This window comes from Phocicoccus pinnipedialis (assembly GCF_903994035.1).
In the GTDB taxonomy this organism is placed as follows: Bacteria; Bacillota; Bacilli; order Staphylococcales; family Salinicoccaceae; genus Phocicoccus; species Phocicoccus pinnipedialis.
Genome location: NZ_CAJEWB010000005.1, coordinates 130,817 through 143,812, shown reverse-complemented (window position 1 = coordinate 143,812; position 12,996 = coordinate 130,817). Strand labels below are relative to the sequence as shown.

The 12,996-nt window shown below is 34.0% G+C and carries 15 protein-coding genes and 1 riboswitch; of the genes, 8 read left to right on the top strand and 7 right to left on the bottom strand.

Translation table 11 applies throughout. The features are described 5' to 3' along the window. Positions 1-5: 5 nt before the first annotated feature. The 3 genes from H9D55_RS02430 to H9D55_RS02420 all read right to left on the bottom strand — a co-directional run bounded on the left by H9D55_RS02430 (position 6) and on the right by H9D55_RS02420 (position 1,905). Positions 6-1,061, bottom strand: coding sequence for a DsrE/DsrF/DrsH-like family protein (locus H9D55_RS02430; RefSeq protein WP_186076525.1), 1,056 nt, complete (start codon positions 1,059-1,061; stop codon positions 6-8). A 106-nt stretch (positions 1,062-1,167) separates the two neighbouring features. Continuing rightward, entirely contained in the window at positions 1,168-1,449 is a 282-nt protein-coding gene (locus tag H9D55_RS02425) for a metal-sensitive transcriptional regulator (RefSeq protein WP_186076523.1), read from the bottom strand. 69 nt (positions 1,450-1,518) lie between these two features. Continuing rightward, positions 1,519-1,905 (bottom strand): hypothetical protein, encoded by a 387-nt coding sequence (locus H9D55_RS02420; RefSeq protein WP_186076522.1) that lies wholly within the window; start codon positions 1,903-1,905, stop codon positions 1,519-1,521. Between the two features lie 153 nt (positions 1,906-2,058). On the opposite strand from H9D55_RS02420, the gene H9D55_RS08245 reads away from it, so the two are divergent. Continuing rightward, positions 2,059-2,289 (top strand): DUF3021 family protein, encoded by a 231-nt coding sequence (locus H9D55_RS08245; protein WP_186076521.1) that lies wholly within the window; start codon positions 2,059-2,061, stop codon positions 2,287-2,289. Between the two features lie 79 nt (positions 2,290-2,368). Here the strand turns inward: H9D55_RS08245 and H9D55_RS02410 are convergent, their stop codons facing one another. Together H9D55_RS02410 and H9D55_RS02405 are read right to left on the bottom strand one after the other, a co-directional pair. Then, positions 2,369-3,061 carry an SDR family oxidoreductase gene (locus H9D55_RS02410; protein WP_186076520.1) on the bottom strand — a complete coding sequence of 231 codons (693 nt, stop codon included), beginning with the start codon at positions 3,059-3,061 and terminating at the stop codon, positions 2,369-2,371. A gap of 316 nt (positions 3,062-3,377) precedes the next feature. Next, positions 3,378-4,409, bottom strand: coding sequence for a PTS sugar transporter subunit IIC (locus H9D55_RS02405; RefSeq protein WP_186076714.1), 1,032 nt, complete (start codon positions 4,407-4,409; stop codon positions 3,378-3,380). Positions 4,410-4,640: 231 nt separating this feature from the next. Here H9D55_RS02405 and H9D55_RS02400 point away from each other — a divergent pair, with 231 nt between their 5' ends. The 6 genes from H9D55_RS02400 to H9D55_RS02375 all read left to right on the top strand — a co-directional run bounded on the left by H9D55_RS02400 (position 4,641) and on the right by H9D55_RS02375 (position 8,873). Then, positions 4,641-5,330, top strand: a complete 690-nt coding sequence (locus tag H9D55_RS02400) for a TVP38/TMEM64 family protein (RefSeq protein ID WP_186076519.1) — start codon at positions 4,641-4,643, stop codon at positions 5,328-5,330. A 113-nt stretch (positions 5,331-5,443) separates the two neighbouring features. Beyond that, positions 5,444-5,548, top strand: a riboswitch (SAM riboswitch). Between the two features lie 66 nt (positions 5,549-5,614). After that, complete coding sequence (locus H9D55_RS02395) at positions 5,615-5,794, top strand: hypothetical protein (protein ID WP_186076518.1); 180 nt, start codon at positions 5,615-5,617, stop codon at positions 5,792-5,794. A gap of 104 nt (positions 5,795-5,898) precedes the next feature. Continuing rightward, positions 5,899-6,219, top strand: coding sequence for an ArsR/SmtB family transcription factor (locus tag H9D55_RS02390; RefSeq protein WP_186076517.1), 321 nt, complete (start codon positions 5,899-5,901; stop codon positions 6,217-6,219). Continuing rightward, the gene (arsB, locus tag H9D55_RS02385; protein WP_186076516.1) at positions 6,216-7,505 is read left to right on the top strand and encodes an arsenite efflux transporter membrane subunit ArsB; all 1,290 of its coding nucleotides are present in this window, start codon (positions 6,216-6,218) and stop codon (positions 7,503-7,505) included. Before H9D55_RS02390 ends, arsB begins: the two co-directional genes overlap by 4 nt. Positions 7,506-7,519: 14 nt before the next feature. After that, on the top strand, positions 7,520-7,918 hold the full coding sequence (gene arsC / locus H9D55_RS02380) for an arsenate reductase (thioredoxin) (protein ID WP_186076515.1): 399 nt from the start codon (positions 7,520-7,522) through the stop codon (positions 7,916-7,918). Positions 7,919-8,138: 220 nt separating this feature from the next. Continuing rightward, positions 8,139-8,873, top strand: a complete 735-nt coding sequence (locus tag H9D55_RS02375; RefSeq protein WP_186076513.1) for a glucose 1-dehydrogenase — start codon at positions 8,139-8,141, stop codon at positions 8,871-8,873. Between the two features lie 34 nt (positions 8,874-8,907). Here H9D55_RS02375 and H9D55_RS02370 read toward each other — a convergent pair whose 3' ends face one another. Beyond that, positions 8,908-9,402, bottom strand: coding sequence for a glutathione peroxidase (locus tag H9D55_RS02370; protein WP_186076511.1), 495 nt, complete (start codon positions 9,400-9,402; stop codon positions 8,908-8,910). A 1,202-nt stretch (positions 9,403-10,604) separates the two neighbouring features. Between H9D55_RS02370 and H9D55_RS02365 the strand changes: the two genes are divergently transcribed. Beyond that, positions 10,605-11,342: an SDR family NAD(P)-dependent oxidoreductase gene (locus H9D55_RS02365; protein ID WP_186076509.1), complete on the top strand. Its 738-nt coding sequence runs from the start codon at positions 10,605-10,607 to the stop codon at positions 11,340-11,342. Positions 11,343-11,507: 165 nt separating this feature from the next. Here the strand turns inward: H9D55_RS02365 and H9D55_RS02360 are convergent, their stop codons facing one another. After that, complete coding sequence (locus H9D55_RS02360) at positions 11,508-12,908, bottom strand: dihydrolipoyl dehydrogenase family protein (protein WP_186076507.1); 1,401 nt, start codon at positions 12,906-12,908, stop codon at positions 11,508-11,510. Positions 12,909-12,996: the final 88 nt, after the last annotated feature.

The following is a 12,996-nucleotide window of genomic DNA, read 5'->3' as shown; positions in this document are numbered from 1 at the left end:
TATAATTAAATAAATAAATTCAAGTTGCTATTTTCTGTATCCCCTAGGTACGTACCTACGCCACCATATTCAACAAATGGGAGAAGTTCTGACTTTTCTATAGACATGACATCCATACTCATCGTACACGCAATCATTTTGACACCAAGTTTGTCTGCCTTTTCAATCATTTCTGATAGAGCATCCACTTTTTTATTCTTCATGACACTTTGTATCATTTTTGAACCTAAACCGAACATGTTCATTTTAGATATCGGTAACTTTGAAGCTGATTTAGGCATCATTGCACTGAATAATTTATCCATACCTTTTTTTCTAACTTTTGGTGCATTTGGATCCTTAATAATATTTAAGCCCCAGAATGTGAAAAACATCGTAACTTCTTTCCCCATACTCTTTGCTCCCGTAGCAATTATAAATGAAGCAAGCGCTTTATCTAGATCACCGCTAAACACAACCATTGTAGTACCGTCGTTAGTTTCTGATAACATTGTAGAATCCATAATTTTATTACCATTTTTTTCTAGAATAATTTCTACAGAATTATTAATAACTTCATTTTTTATAATTTTATTACCTGTCTTTTTAGCCCATGCTTCTACATCATTGCAAAAACCCACGTCATCAACATGAACTTCCAGTTGTTCTCCTGAACCTAATTTACTCATTTCATTATTAACAGTAATGAGTGGGCCAGGACATTGTAAACTGCCAAGTTGAAGTATTTTTCTTTCTGTATTATTACTTGAATGAGATACAACATTATACTTGCCTATATATTCACTATACCCGCCTTCAACATTGATTGCATTATAGCCATGTTGAACTAATTGTCCTACTGCCATTTCACTACGTCTACCTCTTTGACAATATACAAATATATCTTGATCTTTTGGAAGTTCTTTTAAGCGTGTATCGATTTCCCCAAGCGGTATGTTTATTGCTCCTTCTATATGACCACTATCAAATTCAGAAGGCTCTCTGACATCTAAAATAAATTGGCCACTTTCTTTCAATAAATCCACATCGTTAATGTGGTATGTTTTTGTGATTGATTCCATTAAATTCTCTCCCTTTTAAAATACCTATAGGGGTATGTTACCACGTTGAATTTAAAAATGCAAATACCATATGGGGTATATTAGATTAAAATATAAAAGCAGTCGATTACCTGCTCTTATTAAGTAGCTCGACTGCTTGTTTAACCAATTCATCTGTTTTCCCATCATTATTAGCCACACTCTCTAGAACACAATGTACGAGATTATCACTAACAATGACGTTCATTGTTCGATTAAGCGCACTTTTGGCCGCGCTTAGCTGCATGACAACATCCTTACAATCTTTACCTTCTTCAATCATGCGAAGTGCACCATTAATTTGACCCTGTAAACGTTTAATACGATTAATTACCGCTTTATCATAAATAGTTTGTGTATCAAGTTCCATTATATATACCCCCTAGTGTATGAAATGATATCATACTCAGAAGTAAAGTGTGAGTAATAATGTTTTTACTCACTTATTTTCTACTGGCTTATAAAGTAATGTTTGGATGAAAAATATAATAAAACTTAATAGTAATATAGAACCTCCAACTATATAAACAATTAAAGTGAAAACATTACTTTCTAAAACATTGTTTATATACATACCTATTGTAAGGCCAAATGATCCAGTTATTGCAGACCACACGTGTAACTTTTCTAACATACCATACTTAGTCGCAAATACTTTATAGTATACTGCCCAACTGAATAGACTTAACCATCCGACTACTAAGATATGTGCGTGAATCGGACGCATTGCGTAATCGCCAGCTCCAGCCAAATGCGATCCTAAAAATGCTCCAATTAAACCAAATAATCCAGCACATACAAGTAATAATTTCGCAGGTTGATGCATTACATTTCCCCCTCATTCTATTTAACATGATTATAACTAGATTGTATGAACGGAGTATGAACTGTACTGGTATTCCTTTAAAATTTTATATAAGTCATTATAGAGTCCTTAAAAAAATTATTTCAGTCTGGATTGCCTCAGCATTAATCGGCGTTGCATTATACTAAAATACCCACAGCACTAGCTTTAATTATTCAACTAATAGTTGATATAACTGCATTTACAATAGCTGGAATTATAAATAATTGGATAACGCTAAACGTTACAGATATTGTCATATTTGGAACTTCCATCTTAGCAATAATGGTTATCATTCAAATTGTTTTTTTCTTTATATCACTTAGTGATAGCAAACAAATTAATAATAAAATAGATGAGAGATAGTTCTATTTAATCACCAAACAATTAAACACCCAGTAGCAACCTACTGGGTGTTTAATATATTGATATGATTATTTGGTGCTTAGTGATTCTTAATAACCACTTGTTCCACTGTTAGGTTCTTTCTTTCTTTTACATTGGCCATTATAATTTCTGCGATATCTTCCGGATCCATTAAGTGAGTCATCTGATCTTCTTTCAAGATACCATCCCAAAATTCTGTTTTCATACCACCCATGTACGCACCAAAGACGCGAATGTCTGTATCTTTGAGTTCTACAAGCAATGCTTCAGTGAATCCACGCGCACCAAACTTACTCGCGCAGTATACGGTCTCATTTAACTTGCCCACGAGACCTGCTGTAGATACGATATTAGCAATGACACCATCATTATTCTTTTTCATGCTGGGCAACACTTGCTGTGTACAGTAGATTGTCCCTTTAATATTCACATCAATCATACTATTGATTTCATCTGCACTAATATCTTCTAATAATTTAAATGCACCAGTACCAGCATTATTGACTAATACATCCACGTCGCCGTATTTGTCATTTATATCTTTAAAAGTTGCTTCAACAGCCGCAAAATCGGAAACATCCACTGAATGAACAGAATACTGATTTGATTGCAGTGTCTCAGCAACTTTATTAAGTTTATCTTCATTACGACCTAAAAGAGCTACATGAAATCCTAAATCTGAAAAACGACGTGCAAGTGAAGAGCCTAGTCCGCTACCTGCACCTGTAATTACTGCTAATTTTTTATTCATTATTAAAAATCCCCTTTTCATAAAATTTAAGTCTACATTAAAACTATGCCTAAAAATATACATGATACATATCTATATGCTACAAAATAACGACTATCAATACAAACTATTCACTAATCTTAAATCGACAGATATAGAATTAGATAATCTTTAAGCAACGAGAATAACGCCTAGTGTTATAGAATAGATGAGCAAATTGGATACTGTTTTTAAGAACAGATCAAAGTGCATTATGGCCCTCTGAACAGTAAGCGAAATCCCTAACGGATTTATAGTTATTTAAACATAATTTGCATTACACAATCCGCTTCGATATTTATTTTTTAATTTCATAATAAGGTCCAATAACTTCGCTATTTTTTATAGGATAGTTTTTAAACACATATGACATCACAAGTCCTACTGTAAAACAGATTGCTGCTGTGATCACTGCATATTTAACTACTTCCATTGCAGGATTAAAACCAAACATCACGAGCAAGCCTGGTGTCGGTGCTGCCGTCCCTGGCGCGTCATTCACCAGCCCGGAATATGCGAGAACAATACCAGCTAAGCCGCCACCAATAAAATTGGTTACATAGATTGGAATAGGATTAGCGGAAACAAGATCTGCTTTCGATAGTGGCTCAATTGCGATAGAAATCACTGATCTCAAATTACCGATTTTTAACCGATGTAAGATGGTTGTATTCATGAAGCTCGAACCAAATGCTGTTAAAGCTGCAACTGCCATCGGAACACCTGTTAAACCAAGCATTGCTGTTAATGCCATAGAACTTAATGGAGAAGTCCCAACCACTGTAATAATTCCACCAAGGATAAGTCCCATGAAAAGAGGGCTTGTAGACATTGCACCATCAATAATTGCACCAATTCTGAGCAACGATCCATCTACAACTGGAGTGAATAATACCCCAATTAAACGTGCCAAAGGAATACAGAAGATAACGATTATAATAAAGTCGAGTCCGTTTGTTATTTTCTTTTCAATGAAACGAATTAAGAATGAAATAATATAAGCTGCAAATAGCGCAGGAATTAGGCCAATTTCAACAAAAGAAACGGCGAGTAACGCTGAATTTTGTGCGTTTATTTTTCTAGATAAGGCAACTAAGAACGCAACAATGACACCACTCATCGTACCTGCTAGGTGCCCTGTCTCTTGTAAAAATTCAATATGTAAAATATCGCCAAGAACAAACCCTTGGAGTGCTTCAACGAGGAAAGTAGCGATTGCCGCAGTCGCTAACGCACTCATTACCGCACTACCATCTGGAGCGTAATAAGTAAAAATACTAAAAAATACTAGGATTAATAATAATAAACCAGTACCAACTAAAATATCTATTTTAAACAACTCCTTTACTTCAACTATACACATTCAATATTTAAAATGCATAGATTGAGTTGTAAAATAACACTGATATCGTCGAATTATATTAGTAAAATTTGATTATGAATGATTCGAATATGTAGTTTAACTTAAATTATCTTCTTTCTTAAAAGAATAAACGCAATTTATTCCAATTATAGGTGATGAAAGGTAAAGTAAGTATATAGTCGGGAGGGGGGAAACGGTATGAACTCTGAAAAAAATCGTAATGATGCGTATTCTCCACAATCCATCATCTCATTTATTTTTTTAATTATAATTTTTGCATTATTTATATGGGTTTATTTTAACGTGGATGTACCTGAACCTGAGGAACTACGAGAAATTATTCTTGGGTATGGTTGGGCTGGTTGGCTAGTGTTTATCGGAATTGCATCACTTATTGCGATTACGCCAATCCCTATTACGATCCCTGCACTCGTTGCCGGGTCGTTATATGGTGTGGTAGAAGGAAGTGTCGTTTCTTTTCTAAGTGTAATGATCGGTTCATGGATTGGTTATTGGATTGCTCGACTTACTGGTCAACAACTTACATTTAAACTGCTCGGAAGGCATGGTAAAACCGTTAAAAATTATCTCGGAGATGCTGGATTTCTCGCAATGTGTACCGCACGACTCATGCCTGGATTACCATATTGGCCAGTAAATTATGGTGCCGGTGCTTTAGGTATCAGCCAGTCTGCATTCCTATCTGCAACGTTTATTGCTTCAATTCCAGGACAAGTATCACTTGTCGCTATCGGTGCTTTCGCAGTAAACCCAACACTGCTAAATGGTGCTGTCCTTGTAGTCGCATGGATTACAGTAGGCGTTGCGACATGGATTTCATATAAATATTGGCGCGATTCAAAGGGTAATAAGAAGATAAATAAATAATTGTAACCTGAAGAATATGAAAATCATTTGATACCTTTATGAAATTAATTTTATATCGGTATTATGATTAAAGCACAAAACAAATATGTTATAATAAAATTAATAAAATAGTTCTCTTATTAAGAGTGAGTGGAGGGAATTGGCCCTTAGAAACTCCAGCAACAGCGATATCGCGATGTGCTAATTCCAACAGTATTTTAACTACTGACAGATGAGAAGACATGTACGCTCTTCTTAATCAGAAGGGCTATTTTATTAAATATATTCAGAGGAGCTTATGTTTAATGAAAAATTGTCACGAACTATACGAAATTTTGGATTATTGGAATGCCTATCAGCCAAATAGTTGGTCAGGAAGTATGCTAAAAGCTGGTAAGATTAGAGAAGTGAAAGCCAAGATTTTAAGCAATCTCGATCCTATAAGAGATAGAAAAGCAATCTTAAGCATTACAGGATCAAAATAGTAAGTAACAAGGCGAAGTGCTAAAATTAGCACTTCGCCTTTTTTTCTACATAGACAACAATCTATATAGATGATAATCTATTTAAATAAACTGGAGGTAGATGTATGTCTTATCAATCATTAGCAGCATACTTAAAAATTTTATCCAACCCAAGTCGCTTAGAGATATTAGACTTACTTTCTTGTGGAGAACTGTGTGCATGTGATTTACTCGAACACTTCCAATTCACGCAACCCACACTAAGTCACCATATGAAAACTTTGGTCGAAAACGATTTAGTAATTGCACGTAAAGTTGGAAATAAACAAATGTACCAAATTAATCATTATCATTTCGATTCTATTATTCAGCACTTAAATAATATAAATATGAGTCACACTTCATGTATTTGTAAAAATCTAGAAAAAGTGGAGTGTTCATTATGACGGCGATAGCGATTCTAATATTTATAATGACTCTCATATTTGTCATTTGGCAACCCAAAAGTCTAGATATCGGACTTACAGCATTAATCGGAGCACTTATCGCCATTGTCACTGGGGTAGTCAGCCTTCCTGACGTTTTAGAAGTGACAAATATCGTATGGAATGCCACGTTAACCTTTGTAGCAATTATCCTCATATCACTTATCCTAGATGAAATAGGATTTTTTGAATGGTCTGCAATACATATGCTCAAAGCTTCAAAAGGTAATGGCTTAAAAATGTTTATTTACATCATCCTACTTGGCGCAATCGTTGCAGCATTTTTCGCAAATGACGGTGCAGCATTAATTTTAACACCAATTGTTTTAGCTATGGTAAGAAACCTTGGTTTTAAATCACAGATGATCTTCCCGTTTATTATAGCAAGTGGGTTTATTGCAGATACTGCATCACTGCCTTTGATTGTGAGTAACCTTGTTAACATTGTATCAGCAGATTATTTTAATATTGGTTTTATTGAATATTTCAGTCGTATGATTATTCCTAACATATTTTCAATAATCGCAAGCATTGCCGTATTATGGTTATATTTCAGAAAATCTATTCCAAAATCTTTTGATACTAGCCAAATTATTGAGCCTAAAGATGTCATTAGAGATCCTAAACTCTTTAAAATTTCATGGATTGTTTTATCCGTTCTTTTCGCTGGTTATCTTGCGAGTGAGTTTATAACAATTCCAGTGTCAATCATTGCAGGTATCGTAGCAATAATCTTCTTATTATTAGCACGTAAATCTCAGGTGGTTGATACAACAGCAGTTATTAAAAATGCACCGTGGAATATTGTAATATTCTCTATCGGTATGTATTTAGTCGTATTCGGTTTGAAAAATGTCGGTATAACGACGATACTCGCGAACATTCTTAATACGGTATCCAGCTACGGTTTATTGAGTAGTATCATGGGTATGGGTTTTATTGCCGCCTTTTTATCTTCTATAATGAATAATATGCCGACCGTTTTAATAGATGCGATTGCGATTGGTCAATCAAGTGTCGTTGGTTCAATTAAAGAAGGCATGATTTACGCCAACGTTATTGGCTCTGATTTAGGACCAAAAATTACACCAATAGGATCACTTGCAACGCTCTTATGGTTACATGTACTAACACAAAAAGGTGTAAAGATTTCATGGGGAACGTATTTTAAAATTGGCATTATCATTACAGTTCCCGTACTGTTTATAACACTATTTGGATTATATATAACATTAATGATATTTTAAGAGAGATGAACATTATGACAAAAAAAACAATTTATTTTATATGTACAGGTAATGCTTGTCGTAGCCAAATGGCTGAAGGTTGGGGTAAAAAAATTCTCGGAGATGAGTGGAAAGTTTATTCAGCAGGTATTGAGGCACACGGCGTCAATCAAAAAGCAATTGAAGCAATGAAAGAGGTTGACGTGGATATATCTAGTCAAACTTCAAATATCATTGATAATGAAATTCTTAAATCCTCTGATTTGGTTGTTACACTATGCAGCGATGCTGATATAAATTGTCCGACTATTCCTTTAAATGTTAAGAAAGAACACTGGGGATTCGATGATCCCGCAGGCAAAGAATGGACGGAATTCCAACGTGTTAGAGATGAAATCAAACTAGCAATCGAACAATTTAAACAAAACTACTAATGACAACAACGTTTTTACTCTAAAATTAACTAATGACTATATAACGCTATGCGTTATAGTAAGGCTAAGTAGCACATTAGTTTATGTTGCAAAAGTATTAACAGATCTGTGTCATATGATTTATGACATCATCAAAAATATAAATTTTATTTTCAAGCAAAAAAGTGTAATTGTAATGCATTATTTGCGATAATAGAAGCATAAATAAGGAGATGTTTATATGAATCGATTAGAAAACAAAGTCATTATTATTACAGGCGCTGCGCAGGGCATGGGTAAAATTCACGCAGAAAAAATGCTCGCACAAGGTGCAAAAGTTGTCATAACTGACATCAATGAAGAAAAAGGACGCGAAGTTCAACAAGAACTCGGGGATAACAGTCTGTTCATCAAGCACGATGTATCGAGTGAATCTGATTGGAAAAATGTAGTAGATATGACATTAGAAAAATTCGGTCAGATTGACGCTCTTGTAAATAATGCGGGTATCACATATAACTATGCATTGGAAGATCTAACTCTAGATGATTATATGAAAATCGTCAATATAAACCAAGTGTCTGTGTTCTTAGGAACAAAAGCTGTCACTCCAAGTATGAAAGCACAAAACAGTGGATCAATCATTAATATTTCTTCTATGAACGGTCTAATTGGTGGTGCCGCTGGATATACAGATACTAAGTTCGCAGTGAGAGGGTTTACTAAAGCATGTGCAAGAGAACTTTCACCACATAACATTCGCGTAAACTCTGTACACCCTGGCGTTGTTCACACGCCAATGCTTGAACAAGAAGGCGTGAAAGAAGCCGTTGAACAATTCAAGAAAACAATTCCATTACGTCGTGTCGCTCAACCGGAAGAAGTTTCAGACATGGTTATATTCTTAGCATCTGATGAGTCTCAGTACTCAACAGGTTCTGAATTTGTAATCGATGGTGGCGTATCAGCATTATAAAAAGAAACTCCCTAGGGAGTTTCTTTTTTTATGCTTATTTTAAGTTTTTAGATAGTAAAGATTTGATTTGTTCTTCCATTTTTAAAGGACTATCTTTTGGTCCATAGCGCTGCACAACATTACCTTCTTGGTCAATTAAAAATTTAGTAAAGTTCCACTTAATACTACTACCTAGCATACCTTTACTTTCCTTTTTTAAATAAGTAAATAATGGACTTTCATTTTTTCCATTAACATCTACTTTAGAATAAATAGGGAAAGTAACGCCGAAATTCATTTGACATGTCTGCGCGATCTCTTCATCATCTCCAGGTTCCTGATTTGCAAATTGATTGCTAGGGAAGCCAAGAACCACAAAACCATCATCTTTATATTTTTGATATAACTCTTCAAGCGTATTGAATTGACCACTCAAACCACACTGAGTAGCTGTATTCACAACTACCATCACTTGACCTTTATATTTCTCTAATGAATCATAATTACCCGTCTTATCTTTAACTTCTATATCATAAATATTTTGTGTCATTATAATCACTCCCTCTAATTCTTCATATTCCCGTTTTTACGTGTAAATAATCGTCCGATTAAATAATGAACCAAAACCAAATACATTACATGAGCAATTAACCACAATAATAATCCAAATAAATCTTGTGTCACATTTTCATAAACTGCTAGCTTAGGTAATTGTATATACAAGAATGTAAACATAAACATACTCATTACGTAAATACTAATATAGAGCCACCTATATGGCTTCAGATAAGAAAATACAATAAATATTATAATGCTAACGAATAGATGTAACCCCCATTCAAAAATTAATGAATCAGACTGCTTATTCGTTATAAAGTCTACGTTTAATAAAATAGTCACTAATTGCTTTTGAAATATACTATCCATGAGATATGTAATCGCAAGCAAAAATAATCCAGAATAAAAACCATATAAAACTGTTCTCATTTCATCACCTCTTAATTATATTGAGTCATCAAAATAAACATGCAAATATTATTATTCTTATCATATACCTTAAACTAAAAGTCGCATAAAAGAATATAAAATGAATCACCATAGGATCCCACGACTACTTCATTCCATTTATAATCGCATAAGATTCTATTATTCAATTTATGTCTTTTCCTATACCTAACAGCCAAAATAATACGAAATTTTCAGGACATAGTTATATCTTTTCTCTTTTAACAATACTTATCATATTATCGGTATTATTCTTACTTTCAAAGATACAGAAAATGATTAAATATAATTTATAATAGTCCTGGAACTTTAGAAAGTTATTAATAAAAAAGAAGGGGATTTTTACTGAAATTAGAGGACATAGTCGCTTTTGTTACTGGAGGCGCTGGCGTTATTGGTCTTGGAATTGCACTTGCAATGGTGAAAGAAGGTTCTCACGTAACAATTATTGATAGCAATGAGTATAAATAGGACATGCTGTTTAGTTTTGTAATTAGTTCATATTTTTATTCGTACAATCAGATTATACTTATGTAAATGCCATTTGTTTCTCTGAATAACTTAAAATATAAATGTTTAAGAATTTTTATTGATAATAACTTCAGGCATTATTATTATAAGAGATCTGTCCCATGACATGGAAAAGCTGAATACTTTTAATTATCATATTTATTATGTTTCATTAAACATTTTCCCGGGTATATATATAGTGAGTTAAAGTAAAGCAATTGAGAGGGGTAAAAGATTTTGGAACTTAAAGATAAAGTTGCGATTGTAACAGGTGGCGGATCAGGTATTGGTTTAGCAACAGCGAAGGCTTTCTTAGATAAAGGTGCTAAAGTTATTGTAGCAGATTATAACGAAGAGACTGGTAAGGAAGCTGAAAATAGTCTTAAAGAATATGGTGACATCCTTTTTGAGAAAGTCGATGTTTCTGTTGAAGAGGACGTCAAAAATGTCGTTGCTCTGGCTGTTGAAAAATTTGGACGACTAGATATTATGTTCAACAACGCAGGAATTGGTGTTCAAGGCGAGACGCACAAGCTTTCCTACGAAGACTATAACAAAGTAATCAAAGTTAATCAGGACAGCGTATTCTTTGGATCAAAATATGCAATTCCTGAAATGCAAAAAGTTGGTGGTGGTGTAATTATTAATACATCATCAATCCTCGGAAGTGTAGGGGAACCGACGGCATTCGCTTACAATGCGTCTAAAGGCGCTGTGAATTTGATGACAAAGTCTGTGGCTTTACAATATGCCAAGGACAATATTCGAGTTAATGCAATTGCTCCGGGATATGTAGAATCCGGTATGGTTAACAAGGAAGCATTGGGAGATTATTACGACACTCTCGTAGATAAACACCCAATCGGCAGACTAGGCAAATCAGAAGAAATTGCACATGCGGTTGTATTCCTAGCGGAGAATGAATTCACTACAGGTACGACACTTCTAGTAGACGGTGGATATACAGCACAATAATGAGTAGTCTATGATTTAAGACACTTAAAAAAGAAATCCCCCAGGTTAAAATTATTATTTTAACCTGGGGGATTTTATTTGTGCATCAATCGTTTACAATCTTCAACAGTTATTAACTTCTATTTATGATATTTTTTATATCCTTCATTTTAATCAATTTTAAACTTATAAATTAATTTCTACACCCATCATGTGAATACCTAATAGCTGAATAATACCACTTGAGGCACTTGGGAAGGCAAATATCATCTTATTTAATTCACGTCCACTCATTTTTTTCTCTATGATAAATGTTAATATATTGACAAGATCATCCGCTGCACTACCATAAATAACTGCACCTTTTAATTTATTTGCTCTGTCCAGAACAATCTTCATTTCAGCATCAGTTTCATGCTTATACTGGAATTCAAGCTGTTCACCAAATTTGATTGTTTTTACTTTATATCCACTTTTCTTTTCAGCGTTTTCAACCGTCATACCGACTTGCGCAATTTTAGGTAAAGAATAAACGACGTTAGGTATTGCTGGATATTTAATCGGTAAAAGCTTCAATGCTTTTAAAGGGAACTTAAGCTTATCTGCATCCGAACCCAAAATGTTTACACCGATATAGTTAGATTCGAATGTAGCTGTTGGCGTAAGTTTTGGTGTTTTCTTACTGACTACATCACCACTCGCATAGATATTAGGAAAATTTGTCTGCATAAATTTGTTGACTTTTATGCCATCTTTATCATAATCAATACCGACATTCTCTAATCCTATGTTTTCAACATTCGGAATACGTCCTGTTGCATTAACGACATAGTCCGTTTCAAGCATGAAATCATTGTCATCAGATATTTTTAGTCCGGTATCAACTTTTTCGACTGATTTTATATCTTTCTCAAAGTAAAAACTCACACCTTCATTCTTAAGTTTTTCAATAAGCTTATTAACATAAGGCTGATGATACTGTTTAAGCACTTTATCAGAATGAACAATAACAGATACTTCACTGCCTGTCTTAATTGCAATTGAAGCAAACTCAATACTGATAAAACCACCACCAATGAAGGTAATACGTTTAGGCATATCTTTCAAATCAAGAAAATCAGCACTGTAATGAATCAGTTGATTACCTTCAATGTCTAATTCGTTACTTCTTTGACCTGTAGCTAATACGATATATTTCGAAGTGTATTCCTTCCCATCAACGAGAACCGTGTTTTCATCAACAAGCTGCCCTGCGCCTTTAATAATATCAATTCCTTGCTCTTTAAAGATAGATTCTAAATCTTCATGAAGCGGATTAATTGTTTTTTGTTTATACTCTATTAATTTAGGCCAACTGACTTCAGGGAAGTTACTGAAAATATCCCCGTAATGTTGCATAGATTCAATCGCTTCAAAAGGTCCTTCTAATAAAATTTTGGGATTACAACCGTAGTTCGTACAAGTACCTGAGATTCTGTCTTTTTCAATGATTGCCACTTTCTTTTTGAATTTATTTAAAAGTAATGCACCATGCCATGCTGCATGACCACTACCGATATAGATTACATCATATTGAAAATCACTCATTTTGAAACCTCCACTATAATTCTCCAATTATATATGTAACATTCCCGTGAATTGTTGATGTAAAACAATTTACAATGGACGCAATATG